The organism is Kitasatospora sp. NPDC089797, assembly GCF_040684795.1.
Taxonomy (GTDB): Bacteria; Actinomycetota; Actinomycetes; order Streptomycetales; family Streptomycetaceae; genus Kitasatospora.
This window is the reverse complement of record NZ_JBFBGS010000048.1, coordinates 1-15,826: the sequence shown is the minus strand read 5'-3', so window position 1 is coordinate 15,826 and position 15,826 is coordinate 1. Positions and strand designations below refer to the sequence as shown.

Sequence of the window (15,826 nt, the reverse complement as noted above, 5' to 3'; positions counted from 1 at the left end):
TCGGCGAACGGCCTTCCGCTCCGTACCACCAAGCTCGCTCGGCGTACGAAGCGGCCCGGCCAACTCGTGCGCCGTTCCGGCCAGTTGCGTGTCAGGTACACGGCGTCACGGTGCCGGTCCGCCTAGCATCGATGCGCCCCGACCGCCCGGCGGGGCGTTCGCGGTGAGCGAGGGGACCGAGACGGCATGACGGTGCGGATCATCCGGGGCCAGGGCGTGGACGCCTGCCCCCAGGGATACTGGGCGCTCTACGACGACGTGGAGTTCAACAAGAAGGGCCCGGCGGACATCCTGATCGGCGACGCCTCGGTCTCCAACCTGAAGGAGGTCGGCTTCAACGACCGGGCCTCCTCGTACGTCAACCGCACCGGCCAGGTCGTCGTCCTGTACGACGACGCCGGTTACGGCGGCCGCCGGATCGGCGTCCTGCCCGGGCGCGCCGAGCGGCTGGTCGTCAACGAGCGGACGGTCCGCCCCTACATCTTCAGCAACGAGGAGGTCGGCGACATGAACGACGCCGTCTCCGCGGTGGAGGTGCAGGGCGGGGCGCCGGCCCGGCGGGGCCCGGTGGCGGGCACGTACGCGGTCACCAACGTGCACAGCGGCAAGGTGCTGGACGCGCTCAGCGACGGCTCGGTGCTCCAGTGGAACGGGCACGGCGGCCCCAACCAGCGCTGGACGCTCGCGCCCGTCGGGGACGGGGTGTACACCCTGACCTGCGTCTCCAGCGGCAAGGTGCTGGACGTCAGCGGCGGCAGCACGGAGAACGGCGCCCGGGTGCAGCAGTGGACGGGCAACGGCACCGCCGCCCAGCGGTGGCGGATCACCGGGGTCGGGGGCGGGGCGTTCCGGATCCAGTGCCTCGGCAGCGACAAGTACCTGGACGTCCTGGGCAAGCGGACGGACGACGGCGCCCCGGTGCACCAGTGGGACCACGACGACAGCGACAGCCAGCAGTGGCGGCTGGAGCCGGTGGGCTGAGGGCCACCGTCGGCCGGTCGGGCGGTCAGCGCTTGAGGAACCGCAGGTAGAAGGCCACGAACACCAGGACGATCCCGATGTTCACCAGCAGCCGCGGCCAGAAGTGGTTCCGGAAGAACAGGAAGTCCACACCGACCACGAGGGCCACCATCGCGAGCACGTAGATCACGGCGATCGTCTGTCGAGCCATGCTTCTGTTGTACCGCGCCGGGGCCCCCGTCGAACCGGTGCGGGCCGATGCCGGGCGTGGTGGCGCGTGCTCCGGGCCACCGGCTACTGGTCGAGCAGCGGGAAGAGCCGGGCCACGGCGGCGACCGGACGGGCCCCGGCGGGGCGGGCGGCCGGGTCGTCGTCCCGGTGGCGGTAGCGGGCGAGCAGTTGCCGGACGGCCTCGCCGACGGCGCTCAGCTCCTCGGGGGTGAGGTGGACGACGGCGCTGAACGCCTCGTCCTGCCGCCACTCGGCGGGGGCCTCGGCGCGGCGGGCCAGCCAGCGCTGGTGGCTCTCGTCCTCCAGGCCTCGGGCCAGGTCGCCGAACTCGTCTGGTGGGACTGGTGGTTGGGCTCGGGGGAGGCGCCAGGGGCGGGCCCGGCCGTCGGTCGCCGGGGCCTCCTCGATCAGCCCGTAGCGGGCGAGCCGGCGCAGGTGGAAGGAGCACAGGCCCGAGCTGTGGCCGAGTCGGGCGGCGGCCTCGGTGGAGGTGACGGTGCCGCGTTCGGCGAGCAGCTCCAGCAGGGCGGTGCGCACGGCGTGCTCGGGGAGGGTGCCGGATCTGACGGTCTCTTCGGTCTCTTCGGTCACTTTGCAAAGTCTGCTACTTTGCAAAGTCGACAGCAAGCCCATCCCGTGAAGGAGCCCCAGGTGTCCGAGCCGAGCGACCGTCCGACCGTCCTGCGGATCACCGAGGTGGGGGAGTCGATCCTCGGCCGCAGCTGCCGCACGGCCGGCCCGGAGGACTTCGGCAGCCCCGAACTGGCCCGGCTGATCGACGACATGTTCGCCACCATGTACGTCGCGGACGGCTGCGGACTCGCCGCCAACCAGGTCGACGTCGACCTGCGCCTGTTCGTCTACGACTGCCAGGACGACGACGGCGTCCGGCACGTGGGCCACGTGCTCAACCCGGTGGTCGAGGAGCAGGAGCCCGGCCGCCGGCTGATCGAGGCCTCCGAGGGCTGCCTCTCCGTCCCCGGCGCCAGGACCGAACTCGCGCGCCCGGAGCGAGCGGTGGTGCGCGGCGTCGACCAGCACGGCGAGCCGGTGGTGGTCGAGGGCACCGGTTACTTCGCCCGCTGCCTCCAGCACGAGACCGACCACCTCAACGGCGGCCTCTACCTCGACCGGCTCTCCGCGCGGGATCGCAAGCGGATGCTGAAGCAGACGGCGGAGCGGCGCGACAAGGTCTTCGCCCAGCGCGCCGCCAAGGCAGCGAAGCTGGCCGGGTGATGGCGGAACCCGTACACCTCGCCGCTGTACGGGCGTCGTACGACACCGTGGCGGCCGACTACCTGCGCCTCGTCGTCCCGCCGGAGGGCATGGACCCGGTCTCGCGGGCGATGATCGGCGCCTTCGCGGAGCTGGTGCGGGAGTCGGGCGGTGGCGAGGTCGCCGATGTCGGCTGCGGGCCGGGGCGGATCACGGCGTACCTGCACGGCCTGGGCCTGTCGGCCTTCGGCGTCGACGTGTCGGGCGGGATGATCGGGCTCGCGCGGCGGGCGTACCCGGAGCTGCGATTCACCGTCGGCTCGATGGGCGCCCTGGACGCGGCGGACGGCTCGCTCGGCGGGATCCTCGCCTGGTACTCGGTCCATCACACCCCGCCGGAGCAACTGCCCGTTCTGTTTGCCGAGTTCGCGCGCGCACTGGCGCCCGGTGGTCACCTCTTGCTGGGCGGCCACGCGGGCGACGAGGAGCGGCACCCGACGTCGGCGTACGGGCACCCGGTGTCCTACGCCTCGTACCTGGTCCCGGTGGGGCGGTTGGTCGAACTGCTGGAGCGGGCCGGCTTCGGCGTCACGGCCAGGGTGGAGCAGCCGAACGCCCAGAACGCCGACCGCTCACACGTGTGCTTGGTGGCGCGGACGCCTCAGAACGCGGGGGACTGAGCGCGGGCGAAGTCGACGAAGGACTGCCAGGCGGCGGGGGAGAAGGTGAGGTGGGGGCCGGTCTTGTCCTTGGAGTCGCGGACGTGGACGGCGGTGGTGGTCTCGGCGACCTCGACGCATTCGCCGCCCTCATTGCCGCTGTGGCTGCTCTTGCGCCAGGCGATCTCGACGCACTGGCCGCCTTCGTTGCTGCTGTGGCTGCTCTTGAACCAGGCAAGCTGCATGTTTTCGACGGTACGCCAATGGCCCACCACCCGGAAGGTGGTGGGCCATTGGGGAAGGTTGATCAGACCTCGGCGGTCGCGGCGAACTCCACGAATGCCTTCCACGCCGTCGGCTCGAAGGCCAGTTGGGGGCCGCTCTTGTCCTTGGAGTCACGCACGTGGACGACACCGGGGGTCCCGGCGACCTCGACGCACTCGCCGCCCTCATTGTTGCTGTAGCTGCTCTTGAACCATGCCAGCTCAGTGTTCATCGTTCTCCCAGGATCTTCTCGACCAAGGCCAGGGACTCCTCGGGGCCGTAGGCTTGCGCCCTGAGGATGTTGTAGCGCGCGTTCATGATCTGGACTTCATCCGGATCGGAGATCAGCCTACTGCTGGTCTGCACTTCAATGTAGGCATGCTGAGGCTGACCCTTCGGTGTGATCAGGATGAACGGTCCGCCCATTCCAGCGTGTTCGATTTTATCCAGCGGCAAGACCTGGACGACCATTCCCCGCATACGACCGACATCCAGGATTCGACGGAGCTGAGCTGCGTGTACCTCCCACCCTCCCAGGGGCCGGCGCAGCACGCTCTCGTCGAGCACCCAACTGAACATTCCCCGAGGCCACTGAGTCAGGACCTCCTGCCGCGCCATTCGTGCCGCGACCCTCGCGTCGATCACGTCCTCTGACAGTGGTGGCTGCCTCATTGCGTAGGCCGCTCGTGCGTGCGCCTCGGTTTGCAGCAACCCCGGGATACCGTGGGTGGCGAAGTTATGGGTCTCGATCGACTCGGGTTCCATGGCGGCGTAGCCCCGGAACCAGGCCGGGTGCCTCAGCCGTGCCTTCTTCCGTGCGTTGATCACGTCGTCCCTCGTGATGGCCAGCAGGCCTCCGGCATTGACGACCTTGTCCACCGCGATAAGGATCTCCGGCTGCGGCGTCCGGACCCCGCGCTCCACCGCACTGACCATCTGCTCGGTGTAACCGATGCGTTCGCCGAGTTCCTTCTGCGTCATGTCGGCCTGCTCCCGCAGGAGCTTGATCTGCTTCCCGAGCGCCCGGAAGAAGTCCGAGGCTTCGCCCAAGTCCTCCGGGAGTTCGACTCGAACGTCGTCGCCCGACTCGCTCTGACGCGCAGCGCACATACCAACCACCCCGCATGAATTCGGCCAGCCCAACTAAGGCGGCCCGTGTTCGGACAGCCACTCTCTGTGCGCCTCATCCCCATGGTCAGGGTACGTCCGCGCCGCCACGCTTCTACCCATGACGACCGAAATCCCCCTCGACAGACCCCGCCGTCACACCGCTCTCCTCGCCGCCACGCCCAAGGGTGCCGCCATCTGCCGCCGCATCTCCCGGCGCCAACTCGCGGCCTGGGGGCTCAACTTCAGCCACACCGAGCCCTTCTACTCCGCGCTCCTGATCGTCGCGGAGCTGGCCGCGAACGCGATCACGCACGGACGCGTTCCGGGGCGCGGGTTCGAGCTGCACCTCTGCCTCACCACCACCGTGCGCCGGGGCACCACCCTTCGCATCGAGATCAGCGACTCCAGGGGTGACCGGCTCCCCGTCCTTCCCACCGTCCACATCCCCCATGCCCAGTCCGGGCGCGGCCTCACCCTCATCGACGCCCTCGCCGACCGCTGGGGCACCATCCCCCGCCACCCCAACGCCAAGACCGTCTGGGCCGAACTCGACCTCACCGCCCCCGATGCCGCCTGAACCCCGCGATAGCCCAGCCCCGGGCGGCGCGACGCTCTGCACGATCCTGCCCTTCGTGCTCCTCATCGCCCTGCTCGCCTGGGCCTACCCGCTCACCACCGGCCACCACGACCACCCCAACCACCGGACCTCCCAGCCCACTTCGAGCCCCACGGCCACCCCCTGACCCACTCCCCGCCTGCGCCGATACCCGTGCGGTATCGGCGCATCGGCATGGGCCTTGGGCGGTGGTGGGCGTGGCGGTGGCCGGCCGCGACGGTGGGTCGCACGTCGCTGAACGGCGGGCCCGGGTCACAGTAGGGCCTTCACCGTCGCAGGTGTCCTGGTCGTCGACTATCGTCCCGCCATGGACCCGCTCACGTTCGACTACGAGAACCTGCATCTGCGCGTGGACCAGGGGGTGTTCGAACTGTTCGACGCGGGCAGGTCCGAGCTCCGGGTGCCGCTGCGGTGGCTCGGAGCCCTGGTGCACTACAAGAAGACCGGCAAGCCCGGCGAGCTGTTCATCGGCACCGTACGCGATCCAGACGCCCCGCTGTACGGCACGGACCCGGCCGCCTTCCGGTACTCCACCTCGCCCGCGTTCCGGGTCCCGCCCGCCGATGAGCCGCTCTTCCGCGCGTACTTCACCGAGGTGGCCCGGCTCGCCGACCGGAGGGCGGTCTGACCCTGGACCGCGGTGACCTCGGCGAGGTCGTCCTCCGGGACGAGCGGCACCGCGTCGAGCAACCGGCACCAGGAGGTGCGACCCGGTTCGAGAGCGGCGACGAACGAGTACGGTCGGCCCGGGATCATCGGGTGCTGGTCCCGGCCCGGCCGCAGGTGGGGCGCCGGCTGTCGTGGTGTCAGGTTCGTGTGCCAGGAGGCCACGCCCAGCAGAACCCTGTCCTCCAGGGGCAGGCACACGGCCGTCGTCGTGCCCGACCGGTGCGAAATCCCTTTGCCGGGCGTGGCCGGACGGCCGGAGACTGGGGCCATGCTCGGATTCGTCAGGACCGACAACGAAGCCCTCGTTTCGTGCTTGGGCGACCCGCACCGCGCCGTGGCGGCCTACTGGGAGCTGCTGCGGCGCAACGAGGACGCGCTGGATGCCATCCGCGCCGGCCTGTCCCATGCAAGCGCCGCGGTCCGTGAGGGCTGCTGCCGTCTCCTGGATCATCTGGTCGACACCGAGTCCATGGGTCAGCTCATCGCCATGGCCGACGATCCCGACGCCCGGGTCCGGATCGCCGCCTTCCACGCCCTGGCCTGCGACCGGTGCAAGGGCGACACGTGCGCCCCGGGCGCGGACCGGGTCCTCGAACCCGCACTGCGGCACCTGGCTTGCGACCCCGATCCGCAGGTCCGGCTGAGGGCGGTCGAGCTGGTGGGCAAGTTCGTCCACAGCGATGCCCGGGCCCTCGCGGCCGTGGAGGAGTCCCACGCCGAGGACCCGAACCCGGCCGTCCGGAAGAAGGCGGGTTGGTTCGCCCCGGGAGGGACCGTCTACCGACGAACCGCCCCACACGCCTCCCGATAACGGGGCGGCCCTCAGGGGTTCTCCGGGCGATCACGTGTGCAGTCCGCCGGTCGAGTCGACCGGGCCGCCCTGGCCGCCGGCGCTCGTGGACCGTCTTCCACGGGCTGAACGGCGGGATCGGCCCGCCCCGGGATCGGAGCAGCGACCAGGGCCGATGACCGTCACACGACCGGGCGGACACGTCCTGGCCGGGCCGGTTGGAGCAGGAAGTCGGACAGGCCGACTTCCTGCTCCGCCATCGCCGCCGGTGCTCACCGTCGTTCGCCCATCGGCATTCCGGCGAGGCCCGCCTCGACCGCCGCCGGCCGTGCTTTCCTGGCGGGTCGGATCAGAACCAGTCCGTGCAGGAGACGCCGCCGTAGGCGTCCACGACGTCGCAGGCCCGGGACTGGATGTCGGCGTCGTTCAGCATGGTCGTGAAGTACGGTCCGGAGCCGTTGGCCGGAACGTGCAGGACGGCGAAGTCGGAGGAGGTGTTGTTCCAGACCGAGATGGTGTCGCCCACCCCGTTCATGCCGGAGGCGCGGCGGGCCCAGACGGCCCGGCAGGAGGGGCTGTAGCGCAGTTCGACGCCGAACGACGAGGTCTTGACCGTCCGGGCGTCGTTGGCGCAGGTCGTGGTGGAGGGGTCGAGCGCGTTGCAGCCGGCGGCGTAGCAGCTCGTCGCGGCGAACGCGGGCGAGGCGCCGGCGCCCAGCAGCAGGCCGGTCACGGCCATGGCCATGGTGGCACCGGTGGTCGCGATGCGGCGGGTCGTCAGGCGCATGGAGGGGCTCCTTCGGGGAAACGTCGTGCGGGATCCGCGACGGAGAGTGTCGCGCCCGGCGCTCGCCCGTGTCACCGGCTGCGCGTCCCCGCCCGTCCCGGGACGCCCGCCCGCATCCCGGGGACGCCGCCGGGGCGGGGCGCGGGATCAGCTGGCGCCGTCCGTTCGGTGACGAACGATCAGATCCGCCACGGCGGCCGGGCGGCTCAGGTGGGGTGAGTGGCCGGTGTCCCACGTCTCCGTGCGCGAGCAGCGCCCGGCGAAGCGGTCCGGAAGCGGAGTGGCGATGGTCCGGTCCCGCAGCCCGCGGACGTAGACCGACGGGGTGTCCCGCCAACTCACCCGGGTGGGCGTGGCGTTGAAGATCGACGGAGGCTCCGGGCGGAGCAGCTCCATCGCCCGCGCGGCGGCCGGCTCGTCGACGTCGCCGTAGGGCTTCGCCCGGGCGTCCTCCGGGTCCGGGCGGAGCCTCCCGTCCGCGTCCGGCAGGACGACCAGCCCCTCGCCGGGCTCGCCGGGGGTCTGCGCGAGCACGGTGGCCGGGGACTCGTCGACGTCGAGGATCCAACTGCTGAGGAAGACCAGCGCGGCAGCTCCGCGCACCGTCCCGGCGGTGACGCCCCCGAACGAATGGCCCACCACCACGGGCGACTTCGACGCGGACGAGACGATGGCCTCGACCGTCGCGGTGCTCTCGGTGAGCGACAGCCCGTAGAGGTCGGGCACCTCCACGGAGAGCCCCCGGGAGTTCAACAGGGCGGCGAGTTCGGCGTAGTGAGCGGGCTGGTGCCAGGCCCCGTGAAGGATGATCACGTCAGTCATCTCCGTACACTATCGCCCAACTGTTCGGCCTCGCGCCACAGTTGGTGGGGTCGGAGACCGCTCAGCGCGGTGGGCGTCGCCACCGGAGGCGGCGCACCAGGCGCTGGAGTGCGGAGGCTTCGGGCTCGGGGCCGTCGGGCTCCGGGTCTTCGGGCTCGGGGTCGTCGAAGTGGAGCGGCGCCGGGGGCAGTTCGGCGACGAGCACGCCGTCGTCATTCCGCTCCCTCCGTGCTTGCAGCCCATCGTCGCGCAGGCGCTCGGCCCAGTGCGGATGGAGTGCGTGGAGGAGGGTGGCCTGGCGCGCCAGTTCGCGCTCATGCCGGCGTCCGGGATCCCCGGGATGGTCGCAGACCCAGAGGTAGGCGGCGTTCTGGGTGGCGGCCTCGAAGGCCCAGTAGAGGAACTCGTCGGGATCGCGGGTCTGCCGCTCGAACACCAGCTCCCCGCGCTCGAAGTACTGCTGGTGCAGCACGCCGTCCAGGCCCACCGCCATGGCCGGGGCTCCACCCTCCAGGCGCCCGAACCGGGGGCGCTGGTAGGGCGTCAACCGGAGGGCCGAACTCATGCGTTCGATCTCGGTCTCCAGGGATGCCTGCATCCGTTCGCGTGCGGTAGTGCCCATGGCCGCCTCCTTCCTCTCGCCCGCCCGGCACCGTAACCCGCTCACGCAATTATCGTCAATCTGACGCAAACGGGGGTCCGGCAACCCGCCGCAGGCCCGTGAACCCGCCGGGCGCACCGGGCCGTCGTCCCTCACACACGGACCATGCACTGCCGTGACCAGGCTTTTTCTTCACCAGGAGCGTTCATGCACCACCGGTTCACCCGGTCTCTCGCCGCCACCGCGGGGGCCCTGGGCCTCGCCCTCTCCTTCATGGCGCTGCCCGGTGCCGCGAGCCCCGCGCGGGCCGCGGACGTCGACGACACGGCGGCATCGGCGGCGCTGATGGCCGCGCAGGAGCCGATCGTCGACGCCGCGAACGAGACCAACACCCTCGCGAAGGGCGACGCGGGGTCGGACTTCGCCGGGATCACCGTCTCGGTCGAGGACCACGGCTACACCCTGTACTGGAAGGGCGGCACGCCCCCGGCCCCGATCGCCGACGCGATCAAGGCCCACCAGGCGCGCGGTATCCAGGTGAACGTGGTGCCCGCGCGCTACAGCGCCAAGGAACTGATGGACCGCGGGCTGGCGATCACCGCCTCCGGCGCCCGGATCGGCGGAGCCCAGATCACCTCCGTGAGGCCCGGCAACGACGGCAACTCCCTGTCCATCGGCGTGAACGAGCAGCAGCTCCCGCCGCGCTCGAACGGCTCCGCCGCACTGAGCGCGGCGGCACTGCCGGCCGACCTCACCGGCGGCATCCCGATCACGGTGACCGCCGAGGCCCCCTCCGACACGACCGCGGCCCAGATCATGGCCCGGGACAACACCAAGGGCCCCCTGGTGGGCGGCATGTTCCTCAAGATGGGCACGCAACTGTGCACGTCGGGCTTCGGGGTGAAGTCCTACGGCTCCCAGAGCACCGCAGGTGTGGACCAGTACTTCCTGCTCACCGCCGAGCACTGCGGCCCGGCCGGCACCAAGGTCTACAGCAACGACGGCAACCAGATCGGCACCGTCGTCGACACGAACCCCACGTACGACATCTCACGGATCCTGGTCAACCGGGCCTCGCCGGACATCTGGACCGGCGGACCGGTGCTGTCCAGCTCCCAGAGCATGAACGCGGTCCACGGCACGGCCGACATGCTGGCCGGCGAGACCGTCTGCGTCAGCGGATCGCTGATGGGGGAGGTGTGCGGCGGCCGGGTGACGAGCGTGCGGAACATCGTCCTGCTCGGGGACCACTACCGGGTGGTGGCCCAGGTCACGCAGCTCTCCGGCCGGCTCATGGCCGGCAAGGGCGACAGCGGAGGCCCCGTCTACATGAACGGGGCCAGGGGCATCATCGCCACGGGGATCCTGTCGGGCACCCACCTCGGCGAGAAGTGCAAGAACCCCTACGGCGGGACCCGCCTGGCCTGCTCACCGACCGTCTGGGTCGCCGACGTGAGCGGCGAACTGACGCTGGACAAGGGGAGCGTGGTCACCTGGTGACCCGCTCCCGGCGCTGACCGCGCACCACCGACCCGGCGTTGGAACCGGGAGGAGCAGGAAGTCGGCCCCGCCGACTTCCTGCTCCTCCATGCACTGCCCTTCCGGGCCGCCCCTTCCCGCTACGGGGTGAGGGTCAGCTTCGGCCGCGGCTTGAGGCTGGTCAGGCACAGCACGTACTTGTCGCTGCGCCGCTTGTACGTGAAGTAGCTGTCCGCCTCGGGGTACTTGCGGCACTCCGTCTCGCCGTCGGTGGTGTCGTCGGCCCGGGCCACGATGCGGGCGTCCGCCTGCGGGTCGGAGCAGGGGACCACCTTGACGTCCGGGTTGTTGTCGTTCAGGCCGGCCATGGCGAGCGGGCTGCTGTTGTGGATGCACTCGCCGGCCTTCGCGAACTCCGGGTCGTCCTTCAGCAGGGCGAAGAGCAGCGCGATCAGGACCACCGGGATCAACAGGCCGACGACCGTGGGCCGCAGGTAGACGGGCTTGCCGGTGTCCATCGGCGTGCCGGGGGCGCCGGGCAGCGGCTCCGCCAGCTTGTTGATCTTCAGTCGCTGCGGGATGTTGAGCAGCATGACGATCGGGTTGACGATCATCGACGGGATGCCCCACCAGCCCTGCCAGAGGCTGTCGGAGGTCATCTCCCGGTGGGTGGCGATGCCGCAGGTGCGGCAGAACGGGCCCCGCCGCTTGAGGTAGCGCAGCACGACGATGAAGCCCTGGTGCCCGCGGATGGTGGCGTCCACGGCCGGAACGGAACCGCAGACGGTGCAGGTGAGCTGCCCCTCGCCGTACCCGGGCGCCCCTTCCGCCGGGGCGGTGGAGGCGGACTCCGCGGGCGCGGTGGCGTCGGGCAGCTCGGCAGACTGAGTGGAAATGGTGAATCCCCCGTGGTGATCAAGAAAGTGTGCCGGTGAAACCTACCGCCCCCGAATGCCAAGAACAGGTCATCGGTCGCCCAAGGGGCAGAAGGTCACCGAACCGTGATCACAAATCGGTCATTCGTCGTTCGTCGGCTTCCGAGGGCGGCGGCGCCAGGGGTTGACGCTGCGATAGGCCGAACACCCCCCCGCCGTAGGGCCGGTGGGCCCAGGGCGTCCCGGGCCCACCGGCCGTGGGGGCGTCAGTCCCGGCGGCGTCGACCGCGGGCCGCCACCACGGCGACGGCGCCGCCGAGGCCGATCAGGGCGAGGCCGACCAGGCCGAAGACCAGCGAGCTGCCGTCCATGCCGGTGTGGGGCAGTTCACCGCTGCCGTCGCCGTCGCTGCCTGCCTGGTCGCCGCCCGCCTGGTCGCCGGTCGGGCTGGGATCGGCGGCGCTCGGGGTGGTCCCACCGGCGGACGGGGAGGCCGTGGCGGGATCGGTCGCCGTGGTGGATGCGGACGCGGGGGTGGCCGTCGCTGCGGCGGTGGACGCCGGTGACGTCGGGCTCGGTGCGGCCGGTGTCGGCGAGCCCGTGGCCGGGGCCGGGGTCGGGCCGGGTGTCGCGCTGCAGTCCGGGAGGTCGCCGTCGAACGGGTAGCTGTGGAGTTCGTAGCCGCCGCCGCTGCTGGTCTGGAGCAGGTTGCCGGCGAGGTAGATCCGGCCGTTTATGCCCGGCTGGGAGAGGGTGATGGTGCTGTCCGGGTTGCCGGTCATGACGGAGCCCTGGAACTGGGCGCTGCCGGTGATCTCGGCCTTGGTTGCGGTCGGGAAGTTGTACATCAGCTTGGGGCGCAGCTCGGTGGCCTGGTCACCCTCCTGGCCGGTGCCGGTGTAGGTGTTGATGAGCTGGTCGTCGCCGAGCATGTTGACCACGACGGTGGCCCCGACCGGGATGTTCTCGAAGACCAGGCCGATCTGGCCGCCGGTCGGTGAGGCGAGGTTCTGGGCGACGTTGAAGACCTGCTTCGTGCTGACGCCGTCACCGGTGAGGGTGGCCTGAGACGGGTCGATGACGACGGTGCCGGTCTGGACGGCTTTGCCTACGCAGGCGGAGACCGTCTCGATCTGGGGCAGCGCGTCCTGGTACTGCGTGGTGGCGTTAGGGTCCTGGATCGCCTGGCCGGTCGGTGCGACGATCACGTCGCCGGTCTTGCTGCCGGCGTAGCGCAGGTTGCCGAAGGCGTCGGGGCCGCCGACCACCATGCGGTTGCCGGCCTCCGCGGTGACGTTGCCGCCGACGGTGACGAAGTCGCTGCCGTCCGGCGGCACGACGTGCGAGCCGACACCGACGACGCTCATGTTGAAGAGACCGCCACCGTCCTTGTTGACGTCCAGATTGCCCAGGACGACGATCTTGCCCTCGGCTTCGGCCGTGCGGCCGGTGGCGTCGTAGTTGCCACCGACGAAGACGTTGATGGAGGCGTCGCGGTGGGTGATTGGGTCGTTGTTCGGCTCCGGCCAGGTCGCCGGACAGTCGGGCCCGGTGCAGGCGCCCAACGGCGGGGCCAGCGGAGCGGCCGAACCGACCGTCAGCACCGTGGTGAGGGGTAGGGCGGTGATGGCGGTGGTGAGCGCGATCCTGGCGGCCCGGTGTCTTCCGGTGGCGCGTGGTCCTGTGGCGGTGGTGGCTATGCGGCCCGGGGGACGGGTGGTCTGACGCATCGACGGTTCCTTGGTGCATGGAAAAGGGCAGGCCGGAGCGACCTGCCGCACTCTGTGACATCTGCTGACGATCGAGCAGATAGGGAACATCGAACACCAAAAAGGACCATTCGTACCCGGCCGACCGGCGGATCTCACGGGATCCTCATTCGATCCTCATACGAACCAAGCGGTAGCTCACCGGGTCGCCTGCGTCGGGCGATAGGCTCACCGGGCCCTGGACCCACGTCCGCGAGCCCGCAACTCCGGCCGAGAGCAAGGGCCTTGAACGCGACCACCGGAACCGAGGAGCCCCGCATGCCCCGAACCCACCTGGAGGTCTTCCAGGGCTACGTCTACGCCGGTGCGATCAGCGCGAACGCCGACGCGCTCGCCGAGTGCTTCACCCCGGACGGCGTCTTCGAGGCGCCGCTCGTGCCCGAGGGCGCCGACTTCCCCCGGCGGCTGGTGGGCCGCGAGCAGATCCGCACGGAGATGGCGGCGTACTACGCCCGGCGGGTCGGCGACGGCCTGGCGCCGAACCTGGAGAAGTCCGGGTTCGTGCTGCACGACACCGCCGATCCGGACGTCTTCATCGCGGAGATCGACACCTTCTTCGACCCCGACGAGACCGTCTCGCTGGTCCAGATCTTCCGGCTCCGCGACGGGCGGATCGCCCACCTGCGCGACTACTTCACCCCCGGGCTGGTGAGTTCCGACACCCCGTGACGCGGGCGGTAGCCGAGCGCCTCGCCCGCCCGGGCGGACACGTACACGCGGTCGATCGAGGCCGGCAGCGCCCACCCCCGGCGGCCGAAGCCGGCCGTCACCTCTGGGAGCCGGGCAGTGATCAACCCGGCCGGTTCGTACCGCAGTTGCCCGAGGTCCTGCTCGCTCCACGGGTACGGCCCGGCGATGTTCAGCACCCCTGCCGCGTCGCCCTCGACGGCGAGCAGGTGGGCCTCCGCGACGTCGGCGAGGTCGACGCCCCGGTAGAGCCGGTGCCGGGCCTCGACCTCCGGCGGCTCGGGGAAGCAACGGGCGATCCGCAGACAGACCGCGCTCATCCCCTTTTCCGCCCCCTCGCCGAGCACCAGGCGTTCCGCGGCGAGCTTGGTCTCGTCGTAGACGTCACGCGGGCGGCACGCCAGCTCCTCGGTGACCCAGACCGCCGCACCGGTCGGCTCCAGCGCGTGGCCGTACACCGAGGTCGAGCTGGTGTAGACGAGGCGGTGCACGCCGGCGGCGGCCGCCGCCTCCAGCAGGTTCCGCGTCGCGCCGACGTTGACCTCGTGGAACTCGGCGTCCGGGCGCACCCCGACGTGCGGCGCGTGCAGCGCGGCCGTGTGGACGACCGCCCCGACCCCGTCGAGCGCCCGGCGCCACCACGCCCCGTCATCGCGCAGATCGGCCACCACGGACGTCTCGGCCGACGGCCGCCGGTCGACCCCCACCACCGTCCGCCCCGCGGCCCGCAGTCGGCGCACGATCGCCGAACCGACCAGTCCGGCGCTGCCGGTGACCATGACCCGCATCGTGATCCCTCCCCGGGTGGACAGGCCCTCGAGCCTACGAGCTCCGGGACATCCCCGACAGAAGATCAGGGATCACCGGCGTCCCGTCCCTGATGATCCCGGCGGCCGGCTTCGGAAGACTCCTCCTGCGGGCCGGGGGGACGAGCCGCCGGCCCGGAGGACGAACGAACAGTCTGGAGATGCAGCACCCGTGAACGCCACTCCGCACCGCACCCGTTGGGCCGTTGTCGCCGCCGCCGGCGCCCTGGCCGTCGCGCTGACCGTCGGTGCGGGCACCCCAGCCCTCGCCGCGGCGCCCACCGACCCGGCGGCGCCCACCGCCACGGCGGCGGCCCTGCCCCCGCTGGACCCGGCCGCCGTCCGGGCCGCGCTCGACGCGCGGCCGGCCGCCGACGTCTCGGCCGCCTTCGTACGGATCACCGGCACCAGCGGGCACTTCGAGGGCATCTCGGCGGAGGACGGGATGGCCGTGGACACCCACGGCCGGTTCCGGATCGGGTCGATCTCGAAGATCTTCACCGCCACCGTCGTGCTCCAACTCGCCGGTGAGGGAAAGCTCGACCTGGACGCCGACGTGCGCCGGTACCTCCCGGACTTCCCGTACCAGGGCGTCCTGGTCGGCCAACTGCTCAACCACACCAGCGGGTTGCCCAACGGCGACAACGGCCCCTGGGGCGACGGCACCACCGGCTGGTTCGAGGCCCACCGCCTGGACTCCTTCACCCCCGAGCAGGTCCTCGCCACCATGTCCGGGGACCCGCTCGCCTTCGCCCCGGGCACCGAGCAGCAGTACAACGGCATGAACACCTTCGTCGCCGGACTGGTCGTCGAGAAGGTCACCGGCCGGCCCTACGCCGACGAACTCCGCCGGCGGATCATCCGGCCGCTCGGCCTGCACGACACCGCCCTCCCGGACGGCGACGACCCCGCCCTGCGGCACCCCGCCACCCACCCCTACCTGACCGTCCCCGACGCCGACGGCGGCTCGCACCGCGCCGACGTGACCGAGCAGAGCCCCTGGCCCTGGGCCGAGGGCGGCATGGTCTCCAGCGCCTCCGACCTGGACCGCTTCATCACGGCACTGTTCCGGGGCCGCCTGCTCCCGGCGGCCGAGCAGGAGCAACTGTTCACCGTCCCGGACGTGCCGGTCGCCCCGCACAACAACCACTGCCCGGGCGGCAAGGCGTGCATGAGCATGGGGCTGGAGCGCCTGTCGGCCAACGGCGTCACGGCCTGGGGCAAGACCGGCTCCCGGCCCGGCTCCACCAGCGGGGTGTTCGCCACCCGCGACCTCTCCCGCAAGGTGGTCTACTCGGTCGACCCGACCGCCCTGAACGGCGCCGAATCGCCGTACGTGCTCGGGCTGGTCGCCGCCGGGTTCGGCCTGAAGTCCGTCGTCTGACGGGACGCCGGATCACCCCCGTGCGAAAGCCCCGGACCAGGTCCGGGGCCGTGTCCTCGCCGCCGACCGCCGCGCGCAGGAAGTCGGCCGGTCCGACTTCCT

General features: G+C 71.3%; 20 protein-coding genes. 9 read left to right on the top strand and 11 right to left on the bottom strand.

Annotated elements, in window-relative coordinates:
• The first annotated feature begins 186 nt into the window (after positions 1–186).
• On the top strand, positions 187–981 hold the full coding sequence (locus tag AB0O91_RS31310; protein WP_363440254.1) for an RICIN domain-containing protein: 795 nt from the start codon (positions 187–189) through the stop codon (positions 979–981).
• A 25-nt stretch (positions 982–1,006) separates the two neighbouring features.
• On the opposite strand, the gene AB0O91_RS31305 is transcribed toward AB0O91_RS31310, so the two are convergent.
• Both AB0O91_RS31305 and AB0O91_RS31300 read right to left on the bottom strand, forming a co-directional pair.
• Positions 1,007–1,171 carry a hypothetical protein gene (locus AB0O91_RS31305; RefSeq protein ID WP_363440251.1) on the bottom strand — a complete coding sequence of 55 codons (165 nt, stop codon included), beginning with the start codon at positions 1,169–1,171 and terminating at the stop codon, positions 1,007–1,009.
• Positions 1,172–1,254: 83 nt separating this feature from the next.
• Positions 1,255–1,782 (bottom strand): winged helix-turn-helix transcriptional regulator, encoded by a 528-nt coding sequence (locus AB0O91_RS31300; protein WP_363440248.1) that lies wholly within the window; start codon positions 1,780–1,782, stop codon positions 1,255–1,257.
• 60 nt (positions 1,783–1,842) lie between these two features.
• Here AB0O91_RS31300 and def point away from each other — a divergent pair, with 60 nt between their 5' ends.
• Positions 1,843–2,427, top strand: a complete 585-nt coding sequence (gene def, locus AB0O91_RS31295) for a peptide deformylase (protein ID WP_363440245.1) — start codon at positions 1,843–1,845, stop codon at positions 2,425–2,427.
• A complete protein-coding gene (locus tag AB0O91_RS31290) occupies positions 2,427–3,086 on the top strand; it encodes a class I SAM-dependent methyltransferase (protein WP_363440243.1) in 660 nt (219 codons plus the stop codon). Before def ends, AB0O91_RS31290 begins: the two co-directional genes overlap by 1 nt.
• Here AB0O91_RS31290 and AB0O91_RS31285 read toward each other — a convergent pair.
• The 3 genes from AB0O91_RS31285 to AB0O91_RS31275 all read right to left on the bottom strand — a co-directional run bounded on the left by AB0O91_RS31285 (position 3,068) and on the right by AB0O91_RS31275 (position 4,439).
• Complete coding sequence (locus AB0O91_RS31285) at positions 3,068–3,310, bottom strand: DUF397 domain-containing protein (RefSeq protein WP_363440241.1); 243 nt, start codon at positions 3,308–3,310, stop codon at positions 3,068–3,070. The two genes, AB0O91_RS31290 and AB0O91_RS31285, sit on opposite strands and share 19 nt — an antisense overlap.
• 62 nt (positions 3,311–3,372) lie before the next feature.
• Complete coding sequence (locus AB0O91_RS31280) at positions 3,373–3,561, bottom strand: DUF397 domain-containing protein (RefSeq protein ID WP_363440240.1); 189 nt, start codon at positions 3,559–3,561, stop codon at positions 3,373–3,375.
• On the bottom strand, positions 3,558–4,439 hold the full coding sequence (locus tag AB0O91_RS31275; protein ID WP_363440238.1) for a helix-turn-helix transcriptional regulator: 882 nt from the start codon (positions 4,437–4,439) through the stop codon (positions 3,558–3,560). The genes AB0O91_RS31280 and AB0O91_RS31275 overlap by 4 nt, the downstream gene beginning before the upstream one ends.
• 118 nt (positions 4,440–4,557) lie before the next feature.
• Between AB0O91_RS31275 and AB0O91_RS31270 the strand changes: the two genes are divergently transcribed.
• The 3 genes from AB0O91_RS31270 (at position 4,558) to AB0O91_RS31260 (ending at position 6,535) form a co-directional block, all read left to right on the top strand.
• Positions 4,558–5,016: an ATP-binding protein gene (locus tag AB0O91_RS31270; protein ID WP_363440235.1), complete on the top strand. Its 459-nt coding sequence runs from the start codon at positions 4,558–4,560 to the stop codon at positions 5,014–5,016.
• A 346-nt stretch (positions 5,017–5,362) separates the two neighbouring features.
• Complete coding sequence (locus AB0O91_RS31265) at positions 5,363–5,683, top strand: hypothetical protein (RefSeq protein WP_363440410.1); 321 nt, start codon at positions 5,363–5,365, stop codon at positions 5,681–5,683.
• 309 nt (positions 5,684–5,992) lie between these two features.
• Entirely contained in the window at positions 5,993–6,535 is a 543-nt protein-coding gene (locus AB0O91_RS31260; RefSeq protein ID WP_363440232.1) for a HEAT repeat domain-containing protein, read from the top strand.
• 328 nt (positions 6,536–6,863) lie between these two features.
• Here AB0O91_RS31260 and AB0O91_RS31255 read toward each other — a convergent pair whose 3' ends face one another.
• The 3 genes from AB0O91_RS31255 to AB0O91_RS31245 form a co-directional block, all read right to left on the bottom strand.
• Positions 6,864–7,301 (bottom strand): DUF2690 domain-containing protein, encoded by a 438-nt coding sequence (locus AB0O91_RS31255; RefSeq protein WP_363440229.1) that lies wholly within the window; start codon positions 7,299–7,301, stop codon positions 6,864–6,866.
• 147 nt (positions 7,302–7,448) lie between these two features.
• Positions 7,449–8,123, bottom strand: coding sequence for an alpha/beta hydrolase (locus tag AB0O91_RS31250; RefSeq protein WP_363440226.1), 675 nt, complete (start codon positions 8,121–8,123; stop codon positions 7,449–7,451).
• Between the two features lie 61 nt (positions 8,124–8,184).
• Positions 8,185–8,745, bottom strand: a complete 561-nt coding sequence (locus AB0O91_RS31245; RefSeq protein WP_363440224.1) for an Imm63 family immunity protein — start codon at positions 8,743–8,745, stop codon at positions 8,185–8,187.
• Positions 8,746–8,931: 186 nt separating this feature from the next.
• On the opposite strand from AB0O91_RS31245, the gene AB0O91_RS31240 reads away from it, so the two are divergent.
• Entirely contained in the window at positions 8,932–10,224 is a 1,293-nt protein-coding gene (locus AB0O91_RS31240; protein WP_363440221.1) for a hypothetical protein, read from the top strand.
• A gap of 119 nt (positions 10,225–10,343) precedes the next feature.
• Here the strand turns inward: AB0O91_RS31240 and AB0O91_RS31235 are convergent, their stop codons facing one another.
• On the bottom strand, positions 10,344–10,967 hold the full coding sequence (locus AB0O91_RS31235; RefSeq protein ID WP_363440218.1) for a hypothetical protein: 624 nt from the start codon (positions 10,965–10,967) through the stop codon (positions 10,344–10,346).
• A 377-nt stretch (positions 10,968–11,344) separates the two neighbouring features.
• Positions 11,345–12,808, bottom strand: a complete 1,464-nt coding sequence (locus AB0O91_RS31230) for a choice-of-anchor A family protein (RefSeq protein WP_363440215.1) — start codon at positions 12,806–12,808, stop codon at positions 11,345–11,347.
• Between the two features lie 297 nt (positions 12,809–13,105).
• Here AB0O91_RS31230 and AB0O91_RS31225 point away from each other — a divergent pair, with 297 nt between their 5' ends.
• A complete protein-coding gene (locus AB0O91_RS31225; protein WP_363440212.1) occupies positions 13,106–13,516 on the top strand; it encodes a nuclear transport factor 2 family protein in 411 nt (136 codons plus the stop codon).
• Here the strand turns inward: AB0O91_RS31225 and AB0O91_RS31220 are convergent.
• Entirely contained in the window at positions 13,477–14,313 is an 837-nt protein-coding gene (locus AB0O91_RS31220) for an NAD(P)-dependent oxidoreductase (protein WP_363440209.1), read from the bottom strand. The two genes, AB0O91_RS31225 and AB0O91_RS31220, sit on opposite strands and share 40 nt — an antisense overlap.
• 199 nt (positions 14,314–14,512) lie before the next feature.
• Here AB0O91_RS31220 and AB0O91_RS31215 point away from each other — a divergent pair, with 199 nt between their 5' ends.
• A complete protein-coding gene (locus AB0O91_RS31215) occupies positions 14,513–15,724 on the top strand; it encodes a serine hydrolase domain-containing protein (protein WP_363440206.1) in 1,212 nt (403 codons plus the stop codon).
• Positions 15,725–15,826: the final 102 nt, after the last annotated feature.